The following is a 23,253-nucleotide window of genomic DNA, read 5'->3' as shown; positions in this document are numbered from 1 at the left end:
GAGTTTGGGCGTAGTTAACATGCAGGCATAAAAAAAGCAGCGACGTATCGCTGCTTTTTCTCGGTCAGTGAGTGGTTATGGACGCGCCACAAAACCCACTGCGTCATACACTTTCTTCAGCGTTTCTGCCGCACGCGCAGACGCGTTTTCGGCACCTGCTTTCATCACTGAATCCAAGTAAGCGCGGTCTTCACGGTACTGTTTGTAGCGTGTCTGCACTGGCTCGAGCATTGCAACAACGGCGTCTGCAGTATCCGTTTTCAAGTGGCCGTACATTTTGTCGACGTACTCTGCTTCGATGTCTGCAAATGATTTTCCTGTCGCGACTGACAACAGTCCCATCAGGTTTGCTACGCCCGGCTTGTTCTCAATATCAAACGCAACGCGAGGTGGCTCTTCAGAGTCCGTCACAGCACGTTTGATTTTCTTAGCAATGGCTTTCGGGTCTTCCAAAAGACCAATCACGTTGTTGCGATTGTCGTCCGACTTCGACATTTTCTTGGTCGGATCTTGCAAGCTCATTACGCGCGCGCCCACTTGTGGGATGTAAGGTTCTGGAACAGTGAATACATCGCCATACAGATTATTGAAGCGGGTCGCGATGTCGCGTGCCAATTCGAGGTGTTGCTTCTGATCGTTACCCACAGGCACTTGGTTTGCTTGATACAGCAGGATGTCCGCTGCCATCAGCACTGGATAACCAAATAGGCCTGCGTTGATGTTTTCAGCGTGGCGAGCAGACTTGTCTTTGAACTGGGTCATACGGTTCAGTTCACCCATCTGCGCGTAGCAGTTCAGCACCCAACCCAGTTGCGCGTGCTCAGGCACGTGAGACTGGATAAACAGGTTACTTTTTTCTGGAGTCACGCCCACTGCTAGACACAGAGCCAGCGAGTCCAGTGTCGCCTGACGCAGTTTTTCTGCATCTTGACGAACGGTGATCGCATGCAAGTCTACGATGCAATATTGGCAATCGTAATCATCTTGCATTTGTTCCCACTGACGCAAAGCACCAATGTAGTTGCCGATACTGAGTTCACCTGAAGGCTGAACACCGCTAAGTACAATGGGTTTGGTCGAAGGATTGCTCATGGTCTTTTTGTTCCTATCAGTAGAATCAGCCGACGCGACCACGCATCGGCTGTGATTTATTTGTGTTTAATTTACGCTGTTTTTTCGGTGCTGAGAACCGTTAATAGCTGATTGAAGTGCTCAGCAACAAACTCAGGTGTGCTGTCGCTGATCGGCTCTCCATAGTTGTACCCGTAAGTCAGGCCAACAGAGGCAAAACCGGCATTTTTTGCGGCAAGAATATCGTTTTTCGAATCGCCGACCATCAGCATGTTTTCATTGCTCAGGCCATGCTTATCACGAAGACTGAAAAGACCTTCTGGCTCTGGCTTGTTGGTTGGCAGAGAATCACCACCGATCACATCGGTAAAGTACTGCGCCAAATCCAGATCCGCTAAGATTTCCGGCACAAACTGATACGGTTTGTTGGTCACAATACCTAAGGTGTAACCGGCGTCTTTCAGTTCGGTCAGCGTTTCTTTTACACCAGGGTAAACAATGGTTTTACCGTGGCCGTTATTGGCATAGTGAAAGTCAAAACGCTCACGGACTTGGGTATAAAGTGCTTCGTCGATATCTGCACGAATGGTGACACTTTGGCTCAAAGCGCGCTTCAACATGATTTCAGCACCGTTGCCAATCCAGTTGCGGACATCGTCATCAGTCACTGTGTGGAGTTCCACATCTGCCAGTGCCATACGAATGCCTTCAGCCAGATCGGGTACGCTATCTACTAACGTACCATCAAGGTCAAACGCCACATATTTGATTGTGTCGAAATTTACCGTCACTGTTTATTGTCCTACTTTGCTCAATTCTGCACGCATTTCATCAATCACCGCTTTGTAGTCTGGGTGACTGAAAATCGCCGAGCCTGCAACGAACATGTCCGCACCTGCTTCTGCAATTTCACGAATATTGTCAACTTTCACACCGCCGTCGATTTCTAGGCGAATGTCGCGACCGCTTTCGTCGATACGACGACGCACTTCACGCAACTTGTTCAACGTTTCAGGGATGAAAGACTGACCGCCGAAACCAGGGTTTACCGACATCAGCAAAATCATGTCCACTTTATCCATTACGTGGTCAAGGTGGTGCAGCGGGGTTGCAGGGTTAAACACCAGACCCGCCTGACAGCCGTGCTCTTTGATGAGTTGCAGCGTACGATCTACATGCTCACTGGCTTCGACGTGGAAAGTGATCATACTGGCCCCCGCTTTCGCGAAGTCCGGAATAATGCGGTCGACTGGTTTCACCATCAGGTGAACGTCGATTGGCGCAGTGATGCCATAGTCACGAAGTGCTTTACAGATAGGTGCACCAAATGTCAGGTTTGGCACGTAATGGTTATCCATCACGTCAAAATGCACCACGTCAGCACCCGCTGCCAGCACTTTTTCGACATCTTCACCTAACCGTGCGAAATCCGCCGACAGAATCGACGGCGCAATGAGAAAATCCTTCATCCTATAGCCTCACTTGCCACTTAAAAAGTCGGCGCAATTCTACCCGATCCAGAACGCGCTGTCCTATCAGATACTTTGATTCATACCATAACCTGAAGGTTTTAGTGCTGGTACAACCGGCAGAAACAGGATGCGCTAAGCTGATGGCAGAGGAAAGAAAAGGAGTGATGAAGGTGAAACGGACAGAAGAACCCAAGGACAACAAGGTTGGTATATTGGAGATAGTCAAAAGTGTTTTTGCGGCAATGTTTGGCGTGCAATCAGACAAAAACCGACAACGCGATTTCCAGCAAGCCAGCATGGTGCCATACATTGTCGTCGGTGTTGTCTTCGTTATTCTGTTTGTACTTGGTTTGATTGGCGTGGTGTCATTAATCACGCCATCCTAACCTGAAAGCGACTCTCGCTTAGGGCAACTCTGGGCTTTCACAGGCGAACAGTGCCAGTAATTCATCCACTTTGTTGCGACCACTGCCATTTCGGCTGATGGTGCGCTTCACTCTCACAACATTCAGGTGTGCGCCATGATACAAGCTACGTGTCAACGGCGTGTCATGATTCGAAATCAGCACAGGCACGCTTTTTTCAGTCGCGGCTTTACGCGCGTGTTCACCCAACAGAGCTTGATCGTCCAAGCTAAATCCCCCACTGGCATAGGTGGTGAAATTCGCCGTCGTTGATAGTGGCGCATACGGTGGATCGCAGTAAATAACACTGCCACGGCGAGCCGCTTTAAAGCTCTGCTGATACCCTTCACACACAAATGTCGCTTTCTTTGATTTCTCAGAGAAAAACTCAAGCTCAGCTTGTGGGAAATACGGTTTTTTGTATGAACCAAACGGCACATTGAAGCCGCCTTTTTTGTTGTAACGGCAAAGGCCATTAAACCCGTGGCGGTTCATATACAGGAAATACAGAGAACGAAGATACGGATCTTTCGTCTTATTGAACTCTTCTCGAATAGAGAGGTACGCACCCTTTTGGTTGTACTCTTGAGTGAAGAGTTTTCTCACGTCATCGATATAGCGCGTAGGCTCCTGCTTAAGCAGGTTATACAGATTAATGAGATCAGGGTTAATGTCAGCAAGGCGATAATGCTCATAGTCCGTGTTCAAAAACACAGACCCCGCCCCGACAAAAGGCTCGATCAGCTTTTTGCCTTCAGGCAGGTGCTTGCGGATATCTTCAACCAGAGAGTATTTACCCCCGGCCCACTTAAGAAAGGCACGATGCTTTTTCATTAATGTGTATCCACCACCACTGCTGTACGAAAGGTGGCGGATTGTATCTTATTTTTCACCATCAATCAGCGTTAATTCGTGCCTTGTGTACCGAAGTACGGGGTTAATTTGCTAGTGCAATCTCTTTATGGATTTGCGTGAATGATTTTGCCCATGGCGTTAGGTTACGAACACTCTCAGGCAACGCCACTTCCGCACGTCGTGCATCTGCCACTGAAGGGTAGTCACCGACAAGCACCATAAACCAAGGCTCACCGTTTCTGCGCGTTTCGTAGACAAGTGCCGTTCCACCAAGCTCGTACTCTTGCATAAACTCATTCGCTGCCTGCTTTGATTGCAATGCAGCCAATTGCAGTGCGTAGCGAGAGGCTGGAACAGTGAGCAACACTTTATTTGCAAGCGGAACATCAACTAACGGTGCCGCTGCTGGCTCTGCTATTGGTGCCGGAACTGCTTCAGGTTTTGGCGCGATAACTTCAGCGACCAATTCCACCTCTGGCTTTGCAACAGCAACAGGTTTCGTCTCTTCAACCACAGGCGCATTCGCAGCTAACTCAGGGATGAGTGGTTCTTGCACTGCGGCTGTACCATCGCCGCCGGTTTCTTGATCATCAATGATGGCATCCACCACATTATCCGGCACGACAATACGACGACTAGGGTCTCTGCGACCTACTGTCATCCCCTCAACCACAGGTTCATCTGGCAGATTGATGGTATCGTCAGTGACTTCACCGGTTGCGACCAATTCGTCATCGGCTTGACTGCCCGCTTCTGACAATGCTTTTTCTTGCTCATCAAGGATTTCGTTCAGTGACTTCACGCCATCTGTCACGGTTTCAGCGATCTCAACCGGGACTGTTTGCATTTGTGGTTTCACTGCCCACCAAACCAAACCACCACCAATGACGAGAAGAAACAGCACGAGCAAAACCAAAGGAATAAGTGAGCGGCGCTTCTTCTCTTCCATTGACGATATCTCCTGTTGGCCTAAGCCTTTTAACGCACCAGGTAATGACGGTAACAACGCTGCTTTCGCTTTCAGTGCCCGCCGTTGTGCGGCATCTAATTGACGACTGACCATCATGACTTCAATAAACATTTCGCGCTCGTTATCGGCGAGCGGGCTGATCTCAAGCTCAAGCGGTTTCACCCCTTGGCCATAGGAGACTTTGTGGAGCCATTTGTTCAGCTTACCTCGTAAGCTAAACAGCAGTACATTGATTTGCCAATTGTTTCGTTGCTGTGCTTCTGTCACCAACGCCCAAAGCTCAGCGATAATATTCGCACTGAGTCGCTGCGCATTGTCGATCACAATCAGGGCGTGAACACTGTTCCCTTCCAACATGTACTCCAAGCTTTGAAGCATAGAGTCGTTTTCGTTGAAGACACCATCGCGCACAATTTGTCGCAAGATAATCGCGCGGTGCTGCGCATCCTGTTGGCTAGTGTTACAAATGAGGAGAGATTGCGTGGGCTCGTTAGCCCAGTTTTCGAGGTAGCGCTCGCTCAGCCAAGTCTTTCCAGCACCCGCTTCCCCCGTGATTTGAACAAGGTTAGAGCTAAAGCGTGTCAGAAATTGAATGCGCGACAATAATTGGATTTGGCTATCCAAATCCAACGCAATCATGTCATGGGAGCCTGTCATATACAAACCCGCTTAATGTGTCGTAATGACCTCTGCAAGCGTTTCTGGAGATACATTAGAAACCACTTCCGCCGTTCCAATTGAGGTAGGCAAAACAAAACGTAGTTGCCCTGAAAGCACTTTTTTATCGCGCTTCATGTGCTTAATAAAAGCATCATAGCCCATAGAGGTCGGTGCTTTCACGGGAAGTTTTGCATTTTCGAGCAAGGAAGTGATACGGATAACATCTTCTTTTGAAAGCAATTGCTGAAGATGTGCCGTTGTTGCCGCCATCACGGTACCTGCCGCGACAGCTTCACCGTGCAGCCAATTGCCATACCCCATTTCCGCTTCAATAGCATGCCCGAAGGTGTGGCCAAGATTAAGTAAAGCGCGAACGCCCGACTCTTTCTCATCTTCTTCCACCACATCAGCTTTAATCTGACAGCAACGCTTAATCGCATAAACAAGCGCGCCAGCGTCAAGCTGGTTTAGTGGAGCCAAGTTGCCTTCCAGCCAATGGAAAAATGGGCTATCTGCAATGATGCCGTATTTAATGACTTCAGCCATGCCCGCAGCAAATTCTCGCTGAGGTAAGGTGTTAAGTACGTCGATATCAATCACAACTGCTTTCGGCTGGTAAAATGCGCCAATCATATTCTTACCAAGAGGATGATTGACCGCTGTTTTTCCACCGACTGATGAGTCAACTTGTGACAGCAGTGTGGTTGGTACCTGAATAAAGTCTACGCCCCGTTGGTAGCACGCAGCAGCAAAACCCACAACATCGCCAATCACACCGCCACCCAACGCAACAATAAGTACGTCACGGGCATAATTCCCCTCGAGTAAGAAAGAATTGATGGTATTGAAAGTATCGAGTGTTTTGTATTGCTCGCCATCCGGCAGGGACAATAAAGCTGGCTCTCCGCCAGCTTTACTTAAGGTTTCCAATAAAAGATCGGCGTAAAGCGGCGCAATGGTTTCATTGGTCACTACCACCACACGACGGCCTTTAGCGTCAGAGAATAAGGCGGGATCAGCGAGTAATCCTGCGCCTATCGAAATGGGGTAACTTCTGTCGCCAAGGTTTACGTCGATCCTTTCCATGGAATTCCTTTCTATTTCTTAGTGATTTTCCAGCAGTTCGATGATCTGGTTTGCTACCACTTTTGCACTTTGATCGTCAGTGCGAACAACGTAGTCAGCAATTTCTTCGTACAGTGGATTACGCTCGTCAGCCAGTGCTTCCAGCACTTCACGAGGCTGTTCAGTTTGAAGCAACGGACGCTTCTTATCACGCTGGGTACGCGCCAATTGTTTTTCAATGGTGGTTTCCAAGTAAACCACAATACCACGAGCAGACAGACGGTTGCGGCTTTCACGGCTCTTAATTGAACCACCACCCGTTGCCAGAACGATACCTTGTTTTTCAGTAAGGTCGTTGATTACGTGCTCTTCACGAGCGCGGAATCCCTCTTCACCCTCAACATCGAACACCCATGCGATATCAGCACCAGTACGCTCTTCGATCACGGTGTCCGAGTCAAAAAATTCCATGTGTAGTTGTTGTGCAAGGTGTCGACCAATTGTGCTTTTGCCAGCCCCCATTGGACCTACAAGAAAGATATTTCGTTTTTCAGCCATTTTAAGCAGTTTACGCGCGGTTAATGAAAACAACACCGCCCGCAGGCTCGCTATCCGAAAGCCCGAGGCGCCAAATTCCTCACAGATAATTCGTGATCAGACCAAAAATTATCTCAGGTCAACTAGCCCTTTGGCAACTTAAAATACGCCAATGTTGGGGTTTAAGTCGCTTCTCAGAGAATGTAGGGCAAAGAGAGAGGCTGAAAGCCGCAGAGACTGCAGCTTTCAGACCTATTGAAGAATATCGGTTTTTCCGCCACTTAGCATCAAGCTGGCAGTATTTTTATTGCACCATGACCCTTGGCGTGACGAAAATAAGTAATTCTCGCTTACCCATCGACTCATAATTTCGGCGGAAAAGCATACCTAAACCAGGAATATCACCCAACAAAGGCACTTTTTCCTCAATGTTCGCTACCTCATGCTGGAAAATACCGCCTAATACGATGGTCTCTCCGTCGTTCACCAGCACTTGCGTGCCAATCCGTTGGGTGTTGATGGCCATCGCCTCACCATTACCCGCTTTTACTGTCACAGAGGGCTTGTCTTGAGTCACCACCAAATCTAACACCAGCATATTGTCTGGCGTGATTTGCGGTGTCACTGACAAACTAAGAACGGCTTTCTTAAACGACACGGCGGTCGCGCCACTTGACGACGCTTCTAGATACGGAAGTTCAGTACCTTGCTCAATGTAGGCAGGACGCTTATTGGTGGTCAGCAGACGTGGACTTGAAATAATTTCTGCACGGTTTTCTGACTGCAACGCAGAAAGCTCTAAGTCCAACAACAGATCACGACCTAAATTGGCGATTGAGAATGCAATGCTGGTTGCGTTTGGACTAACAGCGCCTAGGTTGACGTTAAGGTAATCATCAATGTTGACCATATCGGGTTGCTCGCCATCCCCCAGCCAGTCAATGCGATCTGTGTGTTGCCAGTTTCCTTCTATGGAGCTACCCGTTGTGAAATCGCCATTTTGATTGACGACACCCCAACGGACGCCCAATTCATCCAAGGTGCCTTCATCGACCGTCACAATACGCGCTTCAATTTCCACTTGGTCTACTGGGACATCAAGGCTCGCAAGCAGTGCAGTGACAACGTCAATATTGTCAGAGAGGTCGGTAACAATCAGCGAGTTAGTTCGAGGATCAACGGCAACGCTACCTCGCTCAGACAACAGAGCAACGGTCTCTTCGCCACTCTCGTCATCGCCTTCAAGCATTTCTTTAAAGGCTTCTGCACTGGCGTAGCGAATTTGAATGACTTCGGAACGCAGTGACGCCATTTCACGCTCAAACTGAATTTTCTCCAACGCTAAACGTTCTTGCTCATCCAGTTCTGTTTTCGGCGCGATCAGAAGAATGTCGCCTTTCTGTCGCTTGTCCAACCCTTTAACGGTGAGAATGGTATCCAAAGCTTTTTGCCAAGGAACGTTATCAAGTCGGAGGGTTAAACTCCCTTCTACTGAATCTGAAATAACGAGGTTAAACCCATTATGGTCTGCGAGAATTTGTAGAACTGAGCGAACAGGAATGTCCTGAAAGTTAATGGATATATTCCCGCTATCTGTCGTTTTTGCCAGTGTATCGTCACCCGATTTCACCACGGTTAGTGACGGAAACACATCGATCGTCAGAATGTTGTCTGATTGAAAATAGTCGTATCCAAAATGGCTATTGGCTTGCAACCTTATCGCGAGCCCATCGTCCTTTGGATAAAGCGAAATATGTTGAAGCACACCCGCGTTGACTGCGCGGTCTACCGCTAACTCTTCTGATGCGATGGTGTCTTTCAATACGATCGCAAGTTCGCTACTGGTTTTATCAAAGTTAGCCAATATTTCAGGGTTCTCTAACGTCAATGCTAAGCTGTACGCATTGTTTTCCTTCTCCAACAACTCAATGTTATTCAGCTGATTACTGGCGAAAGCCAATTGAGCTACAGGGAGACATATCGCCAGTGTACTGAGCCAATGCACGACTTTGCGCATGCTTGGGCTTCCGTTCCAAAGTCCTTTCATTCGAACCTCTTTAATCCTTATTAACCATCGCCACTTTAACGTTACGCTTTGTCCAGCATCCTAACCCGTCGGGCAAATGCTCAGTCAGCGATAACGTGTGCTGACTAATACTTTCAACCCGACCTCGGTTATTTCCAAGCATGCGTCCGGGTCCAATTCTATGAATAGTGGCATCTGGTGACTGCACCAGCGCCCAGTAACTTCCTGGCGTACCAATGACACCTTTGAACTGCAGTGCCGACAACTCAAACCCTTCTAACGCGTCTTTTGCAGGTAAGTTTTGAGGTTGCCAGCAGTCCACGCGAGCATATTCATCTTCTTCCTGAGCAATGGGCATGACAAAGGGGTCAGTCGTCACCGTTGGCGCGAACACAAGCGGTTCAAACTTCGGTGCTGGAGGAAGCGGAGTTGATGTCACTTCTGCGACGGCATAGGTTTTGGTAATGAAACCCTCAAGATCCTGATTATTGCCACTGTCAGAACACCCTGCGGCAAAAACCAATACAAGACTGATTATTGGTACTCTCATTGCCCCTCCATATAACGGTCTACGTAACGGTAGGTATGTGCTGCCACTGAAAAATTCAGTATCTCACCCTGATCACCTTCTCGCTTTAAGTTGAAATCTTGCAACGCAACGATTCGAGGCAACCTAGCCATGGCTTCAGAAAACTGGCCGATCCCTTGGTAATTCCCTGTCACAACAATATCCAGAGGCACTTTGTATAACCAACCAACCTGCTCTCTGTACCCCCAATCAAGCCGTTCAAACGACAAGCCATACTGTTGGCCAATGTCGTTTATCCCTGCCAGAAGTTGGGCGAGCTCCTCATCCTGAGGCAGTTGACGGGTCAAGCTGATATAGAAACGATTCAACGCCTCTACCTGCTCATCAACATCCGGTAATGCCGCCACTTTTTGCGCTTTAAACCGAAACGAGTTTTTCAATAACATTTCTTGTTGTTCGGCTTGCGTAATTTGGTCGTAACTTGGAGCAACCACGAAAAACAATCCTGCAACCAGAACAATAAGACCGGTAATAGTGAGAACCACTCTTCGTGCAGTGGCTGACCATTCAGGTATTTCGTCGAGTTCCCAATCTCTCCAATCAGCTTCCATTTTTCACCTCTTCGGACAGTTCAGGAGAGACAAACTCCGTCAACGCAAAGGTCAACATAAAGCTGTTTACCGCGCCGTCTTCTTGCTGTCTGTTATCGTTATTAATGATGGAGTGGATCTGAACATCCGTTGCGCCGGGTTTCGATTCTAATAAGGCAAGTAAGGAAGCCAGTTGCGCGTTAGAGCGGCTCCTGCCTTTAACATTCACTTTTCCTGCTTTAAGTGAAACGCTGTCCAGCACGACACCATCCGGCGTCACTTCCGGCAGCAGGTTGAACAACATTGTGGTGTTGTTTCGCTGCGTCTGGAGGCTATTGACCAAGTTCAATCGTTTTTCAAGGGCATCCCTGGCCAGTTTTTTCTCTGAAAATTCTGCAAGTTTCTGGTCAAGGATTTGAATCTCAGTATCTAAACGCGCATTTCGCGCTTCTTGCGCAGAAAGAAGACGCTGCCCATTGAAAAAGGCGATACCTAAGAAGCCGATCACCAACAGCGCGACAATCGAGCCCTCGAGGTAGAACTGGCGTCGCCTTTCAAGACGATTGTTTTCTCTCCATGGCAGGAGGTTGATGTTACTTCTCATCGTCCATCCCTCGCAGTGCTAGCCCCACGGCAGTCGACCAATAGCTTGCTGGCTCTTGCATTTTACTAATCACACTGTTTTGGCAGATCAGATCTTTAATCGGATTGAGCATCTGTACATCCCAACCCAAAAGGCCTTCTAACTGTTCTTTATCGATCAAGCTATTACCTTCTCCTGACAGCCATAGTGTCGTCACTTGGTCTTCTGCAAACTGGGTTCGGACAAGTTGGCATTGACGGCGAATAGTGTCGGCGATTTGCTCGGTGAAATAGGCTTTCTCACCGCCATCACCGTTTAAACCAATTGAAATCGGCAGGGGCAGGTCTCGCATGATGGGCTCTTTCTCATTCACGCCGAAACACAGCTGTAATCGCTCAGTATTAATATCTGCCATAAGCGCATGGTTGAAGGAGGACAGCGTTCCTTGCTGCCGACCATAGAGGCGCAGCAAGGCATGTGACTCTAACTCGACAACTGAGAGTCGAAAGCCTGATGCTGCCAAAGCATCAAACGTTGGCTCTAGGACAGATTTACGGCAGGCAAACACTTCGATACCTTCACCTGACGGTAAGTTTCGATAGTCATACAGCAAGTCGTCCATCGCCAACCCTAGACTTTCTGAGAGCTGCAATCCGATCTGCATGTATTGCTCTTGCTCAGACACATTCTGACTAGCTGGAAGGCGCTTGATGGCTACCGAACTTTGGGCAATACCCATTACTTGTGATTTCGTCGCAAATCGCAGTGATGCTTTGCTGACAGAGAATTTTTTTCGCAAGCTCTTAAGTGCTTCGCCTAGGGATGCGTGTTCTAGCCTAACTGAACACAAATCTCGGACGACAATACCGCTGCTTCGACTTTCCAACAGAGCTGCGCGAACTGAATGATTACCAATATCGAGCCCTATGGCCCATTTGCCTCGAAACATTTACAGGTCCGTCCCGCTAAATGTCAGCATTCAGTAACTTTTTTAAAGTTCTGGCGGCTGATTCGTTATTTTTTATTCAGTTCTCTTTATACTACGGACATTGAGTCTCCCTACAGTGCGACTAAAAACGTTACAGGAAATATCAAGTGAAGTTCATTAAGCGACTGCTTATTCTTGCAATTGTTTGCATATTTATTGGAGTGGGTACAATTTTTGGTTTCTATGTTTACCTGAAGCCAGAACTGCCAGATGTTGCCACTCTTAAAGACGTCAAACTGCAAACACCGATGCAGGTTTATAGTGCCGATGGGAAGCTGATTTCCCAGTTTGGTGAAAAACGCCGAATCCCAGTCACCTACAATGAAATCCCACAAGATCTCATTGACGCGCTGATTGCGACCGAAGACAGCCGTTTTTATGACCACCCGGGTATTGACCCGATTGGTATTACACGTGCAGCAATTGTCGTGGCCTTATCCGGCTCAGCGAAGCAAGGTGCGAGTACCATCACGCAGCAGTTAGCACGTAATTTCTTCCTCTCAAACGAGAAGAAGATCATGCGTAAAATCAAAGAGATTTTTATCGCCATCCACATTGAGCAACTGCTGACCAAACAAGAAATCATGGAGCTTTACGTTAACAAGATTTTCTTGGGTTACCGCTCGTATGGTTTTGGTGCCGCCGCGCGCGTGTATTTTGGCAAAGACCTAAAAGATCTGACGCTGAGCGAGCTCGCTACGCTGGCAGGCATGCCAAAAGCCCCTTCAACCATGAATCCCATCTACTCGGTTGAACGCGCTACGCACCGCCGTAACGTTGTTCTAAAGCGTATGCTGGATGAAGGCTACATCACGCGTTCTGAGTATGAACAAGCGAAAGCAGAAACCATTGTTTCACGCTACCACGGTGCTGAAATCGAGCTTAATGCCCCGTATGTGGCCGAGCTTGCTCGCGCTTGGGCAGTAGAACACTATGGTGAAGGCGTTTACGAGTCAGGCATGAAAATCTACACCACGGTAGACTCACGCTTGCAAAAAGCCGCTCAAACCGCTGCCGTAAACAACCTGTTATCTTACGACGAACGTCATGGCTACCGCGGTGCAGTAGCGACTCTTTGGAAAGACGGTGCAGCCCCTTGGGACGCTGAACAAATCCAAAAACACCTCAAAAAGCAGCCAACTTATGGTGAGCTTGAACCTGCTGTTGTCGTCAAGGTCAAAGGCCAAACGGCTGACGTTGAACTGCAAGATGGGGTTGTAGCAAGCCTGCCTTGGGATAGTATGAAATGGGCGCGTCGTTACAAAACAGATACGCGTCAAGGCACGGCACCAAAACAAGCCGCAGACATTCTGGCTGTAGGTGAGCAAATTTGGGTGCGCAAGGTGAATGATGTTTGGCACCTGAGCCAAGTGCCGGATGCCAATACTGCCATGGTGGCGATGTCACCTGAAAACGGAGCAGTGAAAGCACTGGTAGGTGGTTTTAACTTCGTCCACAGCAAGTTTAACCGCGCGACGCAATCTGTCCGTCAGGTCGGTTCTGGGATCAAACCGTTTATTTACTCGGCCGCCCTTGAACAAGGCATGACACTGGCGACACTCATTAACGATGCCCCGATCAATAAGTGGGATTCGAGCCAAGGGACTGCGTGGCGTCCAAAGAACTCACCACCAACTTATGACGGTCCAACGCGCGCGCGTATTGGTTTAGCGCAATCTAAAAACGTCATGGCCGTTCGAGTTCTTCGCCGAGTAGGTCTGGATGAGACTATCGACTTCCTCACCCGCTTTGGCTTCAAACACGACGACCTGCCTCGCTCTGAAACATTGGCATTGGGAGCAGGTAGCTTGACCCCAATGGAAGTGGCTCAAGGGTTCAGCGTCTTTGCAAATGGTGGTTACTACCTTGCGCCTTACTACATTAGCAAAGTAGAAGATCCATTTGGCAAAGAAGTTTTCGTCGCCAACCCACAGACAATTTGTCGTGATAACTGCGAAGGCACCTCGGATACAGACAAGCTTGATTCAAGCAACATGCAAGAAGAAGTAAGTCTGCTAGACAACACTGCTGACATGGAAAACGCACCTGCCAAGAACTTCGCACCGCATGTGATCACTGAGCAGAATGCCTTCTTGGTTCGCGAAATGCTGGAAGCGAATATCTGGGGTGGCGGTGATTGGCGCCAAGGCACAGGTTGGAACGGCACAGGCTGGCGCGCTCAGAAACTGAAACGTCGCGATATCGGTGGTAAAACCGGTACTACCAACGATTCAAAAGATGCATGGTACACCGGCTTTGCACCAGGTCTCGTTGCAACCGTTTGGGTTGGTTTTGACGATCACGCGCGTGAACTTGGCAGAACAGCACGTAACGCTAACCTCGACAAAGACCAGATCTCTGGTGCGGAAGCAGGGGCAAAAACAGCACAACCTGCGTGGATCGACTTTATGTCTGACGCCTTGGTTGACGTGCCAGTTCAGAGCAAAGTCATCCCATCAGATATCGTGAAAGTGCGCATTGACCGCGAGACAGGTCTATTGACCCGTAAGTCTGATGGCAGCTCAATGTTTGAGTACTTCAAAAAAGGCACAGAGCCGACTGATTATGTTTCCTCGGCCGCAGCAAGCGGCGGCAACATCTATGAATCAGAAGGTGAAGAGCTGTTTTAACCCTCAATCATTGAGTCAAAAACGCATTGAGACAAAAAAGGCACCGTAAGGTGCCTTTTTTATTGCCGCTGAACGCAGTATTCGTCAATTACTCCACTGCGTTACAGGTCGCTTTCATCGCCGTAGCGATTACCCCAGCCAGCTTCTCATAGCGTGCACGCAATGGCGAACCTGGTCGGTAATCCAATGTGATGAGTCTTTGGGGCTCTGGATCAACCGCTTTGATATACACCACACCATCTCGATGCATACTTTTCGGCACCGAGAGTTTAGGCAGCAAGGTGATTCCGGTTTCTGCCGCCACCATATTGCGCAGCGTTTCTAAACTGGTTGCACGAAAGCGAGAGTCTTCATTGGCACCAGCAGCGAAGCAGAACCCCATGGCTTGATCGCGAAGACAGTGACCGTCCGCGAGCATTAATAACGTTTCACCTTGAAGCGAGTCCATTGACACTTCTTTCTCTTTGGACCAACGATGATTTTCTGGAACGGCGAGGATCATCGGCTCGTAGTAGAGCGGCATTTCGATAAAATGCTCCGTCTCTTTCACCGTCGCCAGAATCATGCAATCAAGCTTACCCTCTTCCAACTGTTGTACCAGTTGGTGCGTCTGCGCTTCATGCAAGAACAGCTCAAGCTCTGGGAACGCTTCTTTGATGGCCGGCACTATGTGGGGCAGCAAGTATGGCCCAACAGTCGGAATAAAGCCGACGTGCAAAGGACCTGACATTTCTTCGCCTTGCTGGCTTGCCATTTCTTCCAGCACTTTTACTTCCATTAAGATTTTCTGCGCCTGCCTGACAAGCTGCATCCCTGCATCCGTGAATAGTACTTTGCGACTTGTACGCTCCAGCAACACCACGCCCAACTCGTCTTCCAGCTTACGGATTTGTCCACTCAGCGTTGGCTGGCTTACAAAACAGGCCTCTGCGGCTTTACGAAAGTGCTGGTGCTCAGAGAGGGCAACCAGATACTCAAGATCACGAATGTTCACACTATACCCCTTCGATAGGTTTTGCTTATCGAAATGATAAACCCAATCAATTAGATCTATCCACCCGAATGGCACTAATATACACACATCAACCGGGAACGCCGGATTAAAGAACTGAAAACAAAGAAATCATTTAAGGGGTATTACCATGGAATTTATTACTAAAGAAGGTCAAAAAGTACCAAGCGTTACATTCCCAACACGTCAGGGTGATGCATGGGTTAACGTGACCACAGATGAGCTATTTGCTGGTAAAACAGTCGTCGTATTCAGCTTGCCAGGTGCATTTACACCAACGTGTTCCTCAACGCACCTGCCACGTTACAACGAACTGCATTCAGTATTTAAAGAGCACGGCGTTGACGACATTCTGTGTGTATCGGTAAACGACACCTTCGTAATGAACGCGTGGAAAGCCGACCAAGAAGCTGAAAACATCACCTTCATCCCAGACGGTAACGCAGAGTTCACTCGTGGCATGGGTATGGCAGTAGCGAAAGATGACTTGGGCTTCGGCGAACGTTCATGGCGTTACAGCATGCTGGTGAAAGACGGCGTGGTAGAGAAAATGTTCATCGAGCCAAACGAGCCGGGCGACCCGTTCAAAGTTTCTGATGCAGACACCATGCTGGCTTACGTAGCACCAGAGCACAAACTGCAAGAATCAATTACGGTATTCAGCAAACCAGGTTGTCCGTTCTGTGCGAAAGCGAAACAAACGCTGATCGACAACAAGCTACAGTTTGAAGAGATTGTACTTGGCCAAGATGCAACCACTGTTAGCCTGCGCGCTGTAAGCGGTCGTGCAACAGTACCTCAAGTGTTCATCGGCGGTAAGCACATTGGTGGCAGCGACGAGCTAGAAGCTTACTTCGCATAATCATCAATAGGGCAGCGCAAGCTGCCCTAATCATTTAAACCGTTTCACTTTATTTCGCTTCGCTTTTTCGCGCCTTCTGGAATGAGATTTATCTGGAGAAGAACAATGAAAACCTTGAACGTTGATGTAGCCGTAATCGGTGGTGGTACAGCAGGTCTGGGTGCCTATCGTGCCGCAAAAGCTCACGCAGACAATGTCGTGATTGTCGAAGGCGGCCCATACGGTACAACCTGTGCACGCGTTGGTTGTATGCCATCAAAGCTATTGATTGCTGCAGCAGAAGCTGTCCACCACATTGAGAAAGCACCAGGCTTTGGTGTTTACCCTCAAGGCGACATCAAGATCAACGGTCGTGAAGTCATGGACCGCGTAAAACGCGAACGTGACCGTTTCGTTGGTTTTGTTCTTGAAGGCGTTGAAGAAATTCCTGCAGAAGACAAAGTGTCAGGCTACGCAAAATTCCTTGATGACAACACGCTGATGGTTGATGACCATACTCGTATTGAAGCAAAGCGCATTGTTATCGCAACCGGTTCTCGTCCTACATGGCCAGCACCTTGGAATGATTTGGGTGACCGACTAATCATTAACGATGATGTGTTCGAGTGGGATGACCTACCTGAGTCTGTTGCTGTATTCGGCCCAGGTGTTATCGGCCTTGAGCTTGGCCAATCTTTACATCGCTTAGGCGTTAAAGTGAAGATGTTTGGTGTTGGTGGTCAAGTTGGCCCACTCACCGACCCTACTGTCATGGCCTACGCCGATAAAGCGTTTAATGAAGAGTTCTATCTGGACGCGGATGCAAAAGTCGAAGAGATGGTGCGTGAGGGCGACAAAGTCCATATCCGCTACCTCGACAAGCAAGGTGAAACCCAGCGTATCGCAGTCGATTATGTGCTGGCCGCGACTGGTCGTCGTCCAAACGTCGACAAACTGGATATCGAAAACACAGGTATGGAATTGGATGCCCGCGGCGTACCAACGGCTGACCCGTACACCATGCAAACGTCTGTCGCGTCGATCTTTATCGCGGGTGACGCAAGCAACCAAATCCCGCTTCTTCATGAGGCCGCGGACCAAGGTCGCATTGCAGGTGATAACGCAGGTCGTTTCCCAGATATCCGCGCAGGCCTTCGCCGCAGCAAGATTTCTGCCGTGTTCTCCGATCCACAAATCGCGATGGTCGGTGAAACCTACAAAGAAATTACCGCACGCCTAGGCACCTGTGGCTGTTTCGAAACGGGCATGGTGTCTTTTGAAAACCAAGGCCGCTCACGTGTGATGTTGCGTAATAAAGGTGTTCTGCACGTCTATGGCGAGCAAGGCACTGGCCGCTTCCTTGGCGCAGAAATGATGGGGCCAAACGCTGAGCACTTGGCGCACCTGCTGGCTTGGGCACACCAAAACCAGATGACGATTTCACAGATGCTGGACATGCCGTTCTACCATCCGGTTATCGAAGAAGGTGTCCGCACGGCACTGCGTGACCTGAATGCAAAACTGCACCTCGGTCCTGAAATGATTAAACACTGTCTGGATTGTGGACCAGGCTGTTAATCCCATAATTACTTTCCACAAACAGTTAATCCCCTTAACTCTTGCACTTTGCCCTCCTTTACGGAGGGCTTTTTTCTTTGTAGGCTCATCGTAGTAACTCAATAACTGACTGAGAAACAATGAGCTGCCGTTTTTGCAAAGATGCCTCCCTTTCCCTTCGCGCCAAGCTTGGCCGTTGTAAGCGCTGTATGGTTCAGCTTGCCGTCATGAATGTCATCCTTTGGCCACTTTGGTTTGTCGGATTCAGTGACACGCCTAAGTCTATCGAGTCCATTTCCTTGCTCTTTGCCGCCGGTGCCAGCGCGCTCTTGCTATCTCTCCATCTCGTGCTTATGCCGTTTAGAAAGCCGTTACCTGAGACGAAAAAAAACCGACCAGAGGTCGGTTCTTAGCAATATCGAGAGTCTTTTATGTGGCTTGTCTTTACGCCACGTTGACCTTGGCAATCAATCTGTCTTGATCAAACGTGAACTCCAACGCCACTTCGTCACACGCGTGTAAGCGTGGACAACGCTCACAGTCTTTCATCACCTTCTCAGGCAACAGTGACTTAGAGGTCGGAATAAAGCCTTGCTGCATAAAAAATTCCGGCACACGCGTCAGCACAAACACTTTCTTAATGGCCATGTTCTGCGCTTTTTTCAGCAGGTGCTCAACAATTGCACTGCCCTGCCCTTGACCTTGCCAACCGGCTTCCACACCCAGAGAACGCACTTCGGCTAAACCGGAGTCGTATACGTATAGCGAGGCACAACCTGTGACTTCACCTTGGTGTTCTGCTACTGCAAATGAGCCAATATCACGCACCAATTCGTTGCGCTCACGTGGCAGGTTTTCACCAAGACCGGCCCAGTACACCACCATGCCTTCAATCGCATCGAGATCCGTCAAGCGAGCACCACGCACTTTCACTCTCGGAGAGTAACGTTTTTCTAGACGCTTCTCAGCCTGACTGATCGCGTACTCCACCTGATTGGGGGCGACTCCGCCGAGGGCACAGCGTTTTTCAAGACAAGACTCAATCGTCAATATTGGATACACGTCTTCATCTATCACAGAAGAGAATTGCTTCATCTCTTCCAGCGACATCTCTTCGAGCGCGCAGCCTTTTTCTATCGCAGCAACCACCGCAACACCCACGATATGGTGCGCTTCACGGAACGGAATACCCTTAGCTACAAGGTAATCAGCAAGTTCAGTGGCATTCGAGTAGCCTTGCATCGCCGCTTCCAGCGTACGCGCTTTGTTTATCTTGATACCATCAAAACAAAGTGCAGCCATTTCAATACAGTCAAACCAGGTATCCAGCGCGTCGAACAGACCTTCTTTGTCTTCCTGCATGTCCTTGTTATAGGCAAGAGGAAGTGCTTTCACTGTCATCATCATCGCCGACATGGCACCGTAAACACGGCCTGTCTTACCACGAATAAGCTCCAGTGCATCTGGGTTTTTCTTTTGTGGCATGAGCGAGGAGCCGGATGTCACCGTATCCGCCAGCTCAACAAACCCTGATTCACCTGAGTTGTAGAAAATCAGATCTTCTGCCATGCGAGAAAGGTGCAGCATGGATACTGAGGCAACAGACATCAGCTCCATCACATGGTCACGGTCGGACACTGAATCCAAGCTGTTGCGGGTTGCACGACGGAAACCCAAGCTATGCGCCAGAGCTTCACGGTCAATCGGGTACGCCGTACCAGCCAAAGCACCAGAGCCTAACGGGCACGTATCGAGTCGGCTCAGTGCATCATTCAAACGAGAATAATCACGTTCAAACATTTCAACGTACGCCAAGCACCAGTGCGCAAACGTCACTGGCTGAGCACGCTGAAGGTGGGTATAACCCGGCAGCACCGTGGTTTGGTTTTCTGCCGCCACCTGAACCATTTGGTTTTGCAGCTTGTCGAGTGCAAGGAGAAGTTGTTGGCCTTGCTGACGACACCACAACTTTAGGTCTGTCGCGACCTGATCGTTACGCGAACGACCGGTGTGCAGCTTTTTACCCAAATCGCCAACTTTGGCGATCAGTTGCTGCTCCACCCAGCTATGAATGTCTTCGGCGTCGGAGCGCAGGATCTGCTCTGGATCTTCCATCACAGCCAGCTTGATTTCGTTGAGCGCAAGCTCTAAACGCTGTTGCTCTTGCTCACTCAGCACACCGACGGAACGCAGGGCTTTAGACCATGCAATTGAACCGACAATGTCCTGCTCCGCGAGGCGATAGTCAAAACGCAGCGAATCGTTGAACTGCTTAAAACGTGTATCAGCTGCCTGACTAAACCTTCCGCCCCATAACGCCATATGTACTTCTCCTTAAAACTCTATTGCTTCCAAGCTGCTGTCTATTTTTGTTTTTTCTCGTTCAGCGCGCGAATACGGCTCGACAGCGAGTAGAGGCGGATGAAGCCACCAGCATGGCTTTGGTCATACACTTCATCTTCACCGAATGTCGCAAACTCTTCCGAGTACAGGCTGTTGATCGAGCGCTTCTGCACTACTGTAGCGTGTCCTTTGTACAGTTTCACTACTACTTCACCGGTGACCGCTTCTGCAATTGTGTCCGCAGCCGCAAGAATCGATTTACACAGTGGCGTGAACCAACGGCCATCATAAATAAGGTGAGACGCTTTCAGACCCAGCTCTTCACGGAACTCAAAGCAATCCTTGTCCAACACAAGCTGCTCAACACCGCGCAAAGCTTCCATCATGATGGTGCCCCCTGGCGTTTCATAACAGCCACGAGATTTCATGCCCACCAGACGGTTTTCAACGATATCGATACGGCCAACACCGTGACGCGCGCCTTTTTCATTCAGCGTGGTCAGCACTTGGTACGGCGTCATGCGCTCGCCGTCAACAGCAACGACTTCGCCTTTCTCAACCAGTAAAGAAACGGTTTCTGATTGGTCAGGTGCTTGCTCAGGATCGACCGTCCACACCCAACACAAGTCGTTTGGTGCGTTCCATGTATCTTCCAGTACACCGCCTTCAGTAGAAATATGCCAAGCGTTTGCATCACGGCTGTAGATTTTCTCAAGGCTTGCCGTACATGGAATGTTGCGCTCCGCCAAGTAGTCCAGCAGTGCTTCACGAGAGCGAAGATCCCACTCACGCCAAGGTGCAATCACTTTCAGTTGCGGTGCCAATGCTGCGAACGCGCTTTCGAAACGCACTTGGTCGTTACCTTTGCCGGTACAGCCGTGACACAGCGCATCTGCACCGACTTCCAGCGCGCATTCCACTTGCGCTTTTGCGATAATTGGACGCGCCATTGACGTACCCAACAGGTATTTGCCTTCGTACACTGCACCGGTTTTCAGGCTTGGATAGATGTAATCAGCCACCAGCTCATCTTTCAGGTCAGCGATGTAACATGCCGACGCACCTGATGCGATCGCTTTTTCTTCAATGCCGACCAACTCTTCTTCGCCCTGGCCTACATCCGCCACGAATGCCACAACTTCACAGTCATAGTTTTCTTTCAGCCATGGAATGATCGCCGACGTATCCAGACCGCCAGAGTATGCAAGTACTACCTTTTTGATATCGCTCATGTCACTTCTCCTTGTTCACCGCTCTGACGGTCAGTACAGGCGGTAACGACTATAAAATTCAATTAAACGGTAAAACGTGTGCCGATGTTGCCGCCGCTAAAAAGCTCCGCGAGCTTGTCAGGGTAACGCCACGTCGCCACTTCAATCGGTCTTCCTAAGGCTTTCGCCGCATCAAACGCCGCATTCACTTTGACGATCATGCCGTCAGTGATCACGCCGCTTTCAATCAATTCTTTCGCCAGCTTTTCATCCAGCGTTGGCATCAGTTTACCTTTACCATTTAAAACCCCGCTCACATCGGAGAGCAGAACCAACTCAGCGTCTAGTGCTGCTGCCACTGCCACGGCAGCTTGATCAGCATTCACGTTCATCAACTCACCTTCACCATCGATACCGATAGAGCTGATGATTGGCACTGCGCCTGTTGCCAATATGGCTTGCAGTACCGCAGAATCCCCCGGAGAGGCTTTACCTACATTGCCCAATACAGGGTCAAGCTGTTCAACCTTGCAAAGGCCACCGTCCGCAAGGCTCAGGCCGACTGCGTTGATACCACTTTTGATTGCTTCGCCTTGCAGTAGCTTGTTCGCTGTACCTGCTAACGCGCCCGCAACCACATTGATTTGATCTTTTGGCGTGACGCGCAGCCCCTGTTTTTTCTCGACGTTTAGGTTCAACGCTTTCATCAGGTCGTCAACTAAATAGCCACCACCGTGAACAATCACTAATTCTCGATGCGCCGAATCTTTATATTCGCTAACCGCACTGAACAGTTTTTCCAGTGTTTCTGTGCAAGAGAGGGCTGCACCACCCAACTTGACGACTAAAGGACGTAAACTCATGAACACACTCCTACACAATGGCCGTTAAAACAGGGAAACCGAAACGGATGTTCACGCACTGCATCGCTTGGCTTGCAGCACCTTTAAGCAGGTTATCAATTGCTGAGGTTAAAATGATGTGCTGGCCGCTTACAGACCAGCCGATGTCGCAAAAGCCCGTGTTTTGCACCGATTGCAGTTTGGCACTTTGCCCTGCGCCTAATGGGCGGACGAATACCTTATCTGCGTATGCTGCAGTGAGTACATCTGTCACCTGATCGACATCTACGTCATCGGCTAGCTTGGCCGTAATGGTCGCGAGAATGCCACGTTTGAAATTGCCAAGGTGCGGGGTGAAAATGACATCGCAGCCCAAATGCGCGGCGATTTCTGGTTGATGACGATGCGTGAATACACCGTAAGCATGAAGGCTGACTTCGCAAAAGCTGTTGGTCATCGACGCTTTGCGTCCAGCACCTGATACGCCGCTCACTGCATTAATGACGGGCCATTGGTTAAGATCAAGCAAGCCAGCATCAATGAGAGGTTTCAGTGCTAACTGTGACGCGGTTGGATAACAGCCAGGAACCGCAATCAAGTCTGCGGTAGCAATCGCCTTATCATTCCACTCTGCAAGACCGTAAACCGCTTTTTCAAGCCACTCGCCATGTTGATGCGCAAAGCCGTAGTAGTCGGTGTAGAAGCTGTCAGACTGAACGCGGAATGCACCTGACAGGTCAAACACTTTACAACCTTCGGCTAAAAACGTCGGTGCAATATCGTGGCTCACTTCATGAGCGGTTGCCAAAAACACCACGTCCGCTGATTTGGCAACAGAAGCGATGTCTTTAAGGGGTTGAAGCGGGAGATCGACCAGTCCTTTTAGGGAGCCATGAAGATCACTGATGGGTGTGTTTGCATCTGCACTGTTTTCAGACACATACAATCCACTCAATACAAGCTCAGGATGAAGATGAACCATTTTGGTCAGCTCAGCACCTGTATAGCCACTGGCACCGACGATCACTGTCTTTAGCATGAAAAATCCGTTTTATTGTTCAATGGTG

At 49.3% G+C, this 23,253-nt stretch carries 22 protein-coding genes; 5 read left to right on the top strand and 17 right to left on the bottom strand.

Annotated elements, in window-relative coordinates; translation table 11 throughout:
• Positions 1-75: 75 nt before the first annotated feature.
• The 3 genes from trpS to rpe all read right to left on the bottom strand — a co-directional run bounded on the left by trpS (position 76) and on the right by rpe (position 2,540).
• On the bottom strand, positions 76-1,092 hold the full coding sequence (trpS, locus tag LRP49_RS13200; RefSeq protein ID WP_274142772.1) for a tryptophan--tRNA ligase: 1,017 nt from the start codon (positions 1,090-1,092) through the stop codon (positions 76-78).
• A gap of 71 nt (positions 1,093-1,163) precedes the next feature.
• On the bottom strand, positions 1,164-1,862 hold the full coding sequence (locus tag LRP49_RS13195; protein WP_274142771.1) for a phosphoglycolate phosphatase: 699 nt from the start codon (positions 1,860-1,862) through the stop codon (positions 1,164-1,166).
• A gap of 3 nt (positions 1,863-1,865) precedes the next feature.
• Positions 1,866-2,540 carry a ribulose-phosphate 3-epimerase gene (rpe, locus tag LRP49_RS13190; protein WP_274142770.1) on the bottom strand — a complete coding sequence of 225 codons (675 nt, stop codon included), beginning with the start codon at positions 2,538-2,540 and terminating at the stop codon, positions 1,866-1,868.
• A 173-nt stretch (positions 2,541-2,713) separates the two neighbouring features.
• Here rpe and LRP49_RS13185 point away from each other — a divergent pair, with 173 nt between their 5' ends.
• Complete coding sequence (locus LRP49_RS13185; protein WP_274142768.1) at positions 2,714-2,929, top strand: DUF2970 domain-containing protein; 216 nt, start codon at positions 2,714-2,716, stop codon at positions 2,927-2,929.
• Positions 2,930-2,947: 18 nt separating this feature from the next.
• On the opposite strand, the gene LRP49_RS13180 is transcribed toward LRP49_RS13185, so the two are convergent.
• The 9 genes from LRP49_RS13180 to pilM form a co-directional block, all read right to left on the bottom strand.
• On the bottom strand, positions 2,948-3,781 hold the full coding sequence (locus LRP49_RS13180; protein WP_274142766.1) for a Dam family site-specific DNA-(adenine-N6)-methyltransferase: 834 nt from the start codon (positions 3,779-3,781) through the stop codon (positions 2,948-2,950).
• Between the two features lie 103 nt (positions 3,782-3,884).
• Positions 3,885-5,411 carry an AAA family ATPase gene (locus tag LRP49_RS13175; RefSeq protein WP_337992949.1) on the bottom strand — a complete coding sequence of 509 codons (1,527 nt, stop codon included), beginning with the start codon at positions 5,409-5,411 and terminating at the stop codon, positions 3,885-3,887.
• Positions 5,412-5,441: 30 nt separating this feature from the next.
• Positions 5,442-6,518, bottom strand: coding sequence for a 3-dehydroquinate synthase (aroB, locus tag LRP49_RS13170; protein WP_274142763.1), 1,077 nt, complete (start codon positions 6,516-6,518; stop codon positions 5,442-5,444).
• Positions 6,519-6,536: 18 nt separating this feature from the next.
• On the bottom strand, positions 6,537-7,055 hold the full coding sequence (gene aroK, locus LRP49_RS13165; protein ID WP_274142810.1) for a shikimate kinase AroK: 519 nt from the start codon (positions 7,053-7,055) through the stop codon (positions 6,537-6,539).
• Positions 7,056-7,338: 283 nt separating this feature from the next.
• On the bottom strand, positions 7,339-9,081 hold the full coding sequence (locus LRP49_RS13160; RefSeq protein WP_420791566.1) for a type IV pilus secretin PilQ: 1,743 nt from the start codon (positions 9,079-9,081) through the stop codon (positions 7,339-7,341).
• Between the two features lie 10 nt (positions 9,082-9,091).
• A complete protein-coding gene (locus LRP49_RS13155) occupies positions 9,092-9,610 on the bottom strand; it encodes a pilus assembly protein PilP (protein ID WP_274142761.1) in 519 nt (172 codons plus the stop codon).
• Positions 9,607-10,200, bottom strand: coding sequence for a type IV pilus inner membrane component PilO (locus tag LRP49_RS13150; RefSeq protein ID WP_274142759.1), 594 nt, complete (start codon positions 10,198-10,200; stop codon positions 9,607-9,609). Before LRP49_RS13150 ends, LRP49_RS13155 begins: the two co-directional genes overlap by 4 nt.
• The gene (locus tag LRP49_RS13145) at positions 10,190-10,783 is read right to left on the bottom strand and encodes a PilN domain-containing protein (RefSeq protein ID WP_274142757.1); all 594 of its coding nucleotides are present in this window, start codon (positions 10,781-10,783) and stop codon (positions 10,190-10,192) included. Before LRP49_RS13145 ends, LRP49_RS13150 begins: the two co-directional genes overlap by 11 nt.
• Positions 10,773-11,711 carry a type IV pilus biogenesis protein PilM gene (gene pilM, locus LRP49_RS13140; RefSeq protein WP_274142755.1) on the bottom strand — a complete coding sequence of 313 codons (939 nt, stop codon included), beginning with the start codon at positions 11,709-11,711 and terminating at the stop codon, positions 10,773-10,775. Before pilM ends, LRP49_RS13145 begins: the two co-directional genes overlap by 11 nt.
• A 146-nt stretch (positions 11,712-11,857) precedes the next feature.
• Here pilM and LRP49_RS13135 point away from each other — a divergent pair, with 146 nt between their 5' ends.
• Positions 11,858-14,380: a penicillin-binding protein 1A gene (locus LRP49_RS13135; RefSeq protein ID WP_274142752.1), complete on the top strand. Its 2,523-nt coding sequence runs from the start codon at positions 11,858-11,860 to the stop codon at positions 14,378-14,380.
• A gap of 88 nt (positions 14,381-14,468) precedes the next feature.
• Here the strand turns inward: LRP49_RS13135 and oxyR are convergent, their stop codons facing one another.
• Positions 14,469-15,374 (bottom strand): DNA-binding transcriptional regulator OxyR, encoded by a 906-nt coding sequence (oxyR, locus tag LRP49_RS13130; RefSeq protein ID WP_274142750.1) that lies wholly within the window; start codon positions 15,372-15,374, stop codon positions 14,469-14,471.
• Positions 15,375-15,522: 148 nt separating this feature from the next.
• Between oxyR and LRP49_RS13125 the strand changes: the two genes are divergently transcribed.
• The 3 genes from LRP49_RS13125 to LRP49_RS13115 all read left to right on the top strand — a co-directional run bounded on the left by LRP49_RS13125 (position 15,523) and on the right by LRP49_RS13115 (position 18,203).
• Complete coding sequence (locus LRP49_RS13125) at positions 15,523-16,254, top strand: glutathione peroxidase (RefSeq protein WP_274142748.1); 732 nt, start codon at positions 15,523-15,525, stop codon at positions 16,252-16,254.
• A gap of 105 nt (positions 16,255-16,359) precedes the next feature.
• Positions 16,360-17,811: a dihydrolipoyl dehydrogenase gene (locus LRP49_RS13120; protein WP_274142746.1), complete on the top strand. Its 1,452-nt coding sequence runs from the start codon at positions 16,360-16,362 to the stop codon at positions 17,809-17,811.
• A 119-nt stretch (positions 17,812-17,930) separates the two neighbouring features.
• Positions 17,931-18,203 (top strand): DUF3624 domain-containing protein, encoded by a 273-nt coding sequence (locus tag LRP49_RS13115; protein WP_274142744.1) that lies wholly within the window; start codon positions 17,931-17,933, stop codon positions 18,201-18,203.
• Positions 18,204-18,234: 31 nt separating this feature from the next.
• On the opposite strand, the gene argH is transcribed toward LRP49_RS13115, so the two are convergent.
• The 4 genes from argH to argC all read right to left on the bottom strand — a co-directional run bounded on the left by argH (position 18,235) and on the right by argC (position 23,225).
• Positions 18,235-20,112: an argininosuccinate lyase gene (gene argH, locus LRP49_RS13110; protein ID WP_274142743.1), complete on the bottom strand. Its 1,878-nt coding sequence runs from the start codon at positions 20,110-20,112 to the stop codon at positions 18,235-18,237.
• A 41-nt stretch (positions 20,113-20,153) separates the two neighbouring features.
• Positions 20,154-21,365: an argininosuccinate synthase gene (locus tag LRP49_RS13105; RefSeq protein WP_274142741.1), complete on the bottom strand. Its 1,212-nt coding sequence runs from the start codon at positions 21,363-21,365 to the stop codon at positions 20,154-20,156.
• Positions 21,366-21,427: 62 nt separating this feature from the next.
• The gene (gene argB, locus LRP49_RS13100) at positions 21,428-22,207 is read right to left on the bottom strand and encodes an acetylglutamate kinase (protein ID WP_274142739.1); all 780 of its coding nucleotides are present in this window, start codon (positions 22,205-22,207) and stop codon (positions 21,428-21,430) included.
• Positions 22,208-22,217: 10 nt separating this feature from the next.
• On the bottom strand, positions 22,218-23,225 hold the full coding sequence (argC, locus tag LRP49_RS13095; protein ID WP_274142737.1) for an N-acetyl-gamma-glutamyl-phosphate reductase: 1,008 nt from the start codon (positions 23,223-23,225) through the stop codon (positions 22,218-22,220).
• Positions 23,226-23,253 lie beyond the last annotated feature (28 nt).

The organism is Enterovibrio qingdaonensis, assembly GCF_028683135.1.
Taxonomy (GTDB): Bacteria; Pseudomonadota; Gammaproteobacteria; order Enterobacterales; family Vibrionaceae; genus Enterovibrio; species Enterovibrio qingdaonensis.
The sequence above is the reverse complement of the archived record's forward strand: the minus strand, read 5'-3'. Positions and strand labels throughout refer to the sequence as shown.

What these genes read in the sequence shown, in the direction of transcription:
- LRP49_RS13155 (WP_274142761.1), bottom strand. Translation starts at nt 9,610, where the DNA reads ATGAGAGTACCAATAATCAGTCTTGTATTGGTTTTTGCCGCAGGGTGT.
- rpe (WP_274142770.1), bottom strand. Translation starts at nt 2,540, where the DNA reads ATGAAGGATTTTCTCATTGCGCCGTCGATTCTGTCGGCGGATTTCGCA.
- argB (WP_274142739.1), bottom strand. Translation starts at nt 22,207, where the DNA reads ATGAGTTTACGTCCTTTAGTCGTCAAGTTGGGTGGTGCAGCCCTCTCT.
- argC (WP_274142737.1), bottom strand. Translation starts at nt 23,225, where the DNA reads ATGCTAAAGACAGTGATCGTCGGTGCCAGTGGCTATACAGGTGCTGAG.
- LRP49_RS13105 (WP_274142741.1), bottom strand. Translation starts at nt 21,365, where the DNA reads ATGAGCGATATCAAAAAGGTAGTACTTGCATACTCTGGCGGTCTGGAT.
- LRP49_RS13180 (WP_274142766.1), bottom strand. Translation starts at nt 3,781, where the DNA reads ATGAAAAAGCATCGTGCCTTTCTTAAGTGGGCCGGGGGTAAATACTCT.
- argH (WP_274142743.1), bottom strand. Translation starts at nt 20,112, where the DNA reads ATGGCGTTATGGGGCGGAAGGTTTAGTCAGGCAGCTGATACACGTTTT.
- aroB (WP_274142763.1), bottom strand. Translation starts at nt 6,518, where the DNA reads ATGGAAAGGATCGACGTAAACCTTGGCGACAGAAGTTACCCCATTTCG.
- LRP49_RS13145 (WP_274142757.1), bottom strand. Translation starts at nt 10,783, where the DNA reads ATGAGAAGTAACATCAACCTCCTGCCATGGAGAGAAAACAATCGTCTT.
- pilM (WP_274142755.1), bottom strand. Translation starts at nt 11,711, where the DNA reads ATGTTTCGAGGCAAATGGGCCATAGGGCTCGATATTGGTAATCATTCA.
- LRP49_RS13175 (WP_337992949.1), bottom strand. Translation starts at nt 5,411, where the DNA reads ATGATTGCGTTGGATTTGGATAGCCAAATCCAATTATTGTCGCGCATT.
- LRP49_RS13160 (WP_420791566.1), bottom strand. Translation starts at nt 9,081, where the DNA reads ATGAAAGGACTTTGGAACGGAAGCCCAAGCATGCGCAAAGTCGTGCAT.
- LRP49_RS13150 (WP_274142759.1), bottom strand. Translation starts at nt 10,200, where the DNA reads ATGGAAGCTGATTGGAGAGATTGGGAACTCGACGAAATACCTGAATGG.
- LRP49_RS13125 (WP_274142748.1), top strand. Translation starts at nt 15,523, where the DNA reads ATGGAATTTATTACTAAAGAAGGTCAAAAAGTACCAAGCGTTACATTC.
- LRP49_RS13120 (WP_274142746.1), top strand. Translation starts at nt 16,360, where the DNA reads ATGAAAACCTTGAACGTTGATGTAGCCGTAATCGGTGGTGGTACAGCA.
- trpS (WP_274142772.1), bottom strand. Translation starts at nt 1,092, where the DNA reads ATGAGCAATCCTTCGACCAAACCCATTGTACTTAGCGGTGTTCAGCCT.
- LRP49_RS13115 (WP_274142744.1), top strand. Translation starts at nt 17,931, where the DNA reads ATGAGCTGCCGTTTTTGCAAAGATGCCTCCCTTTCCCTTCGCGCCAAG.
- aroK (WP_274142810.1), bottom strand. Translation starts at nt 7,055, where the DNA reads ATGGCTGAAAAACGAAATATCTTTCTTGTAGGTCCAATGGGGGCTGGC.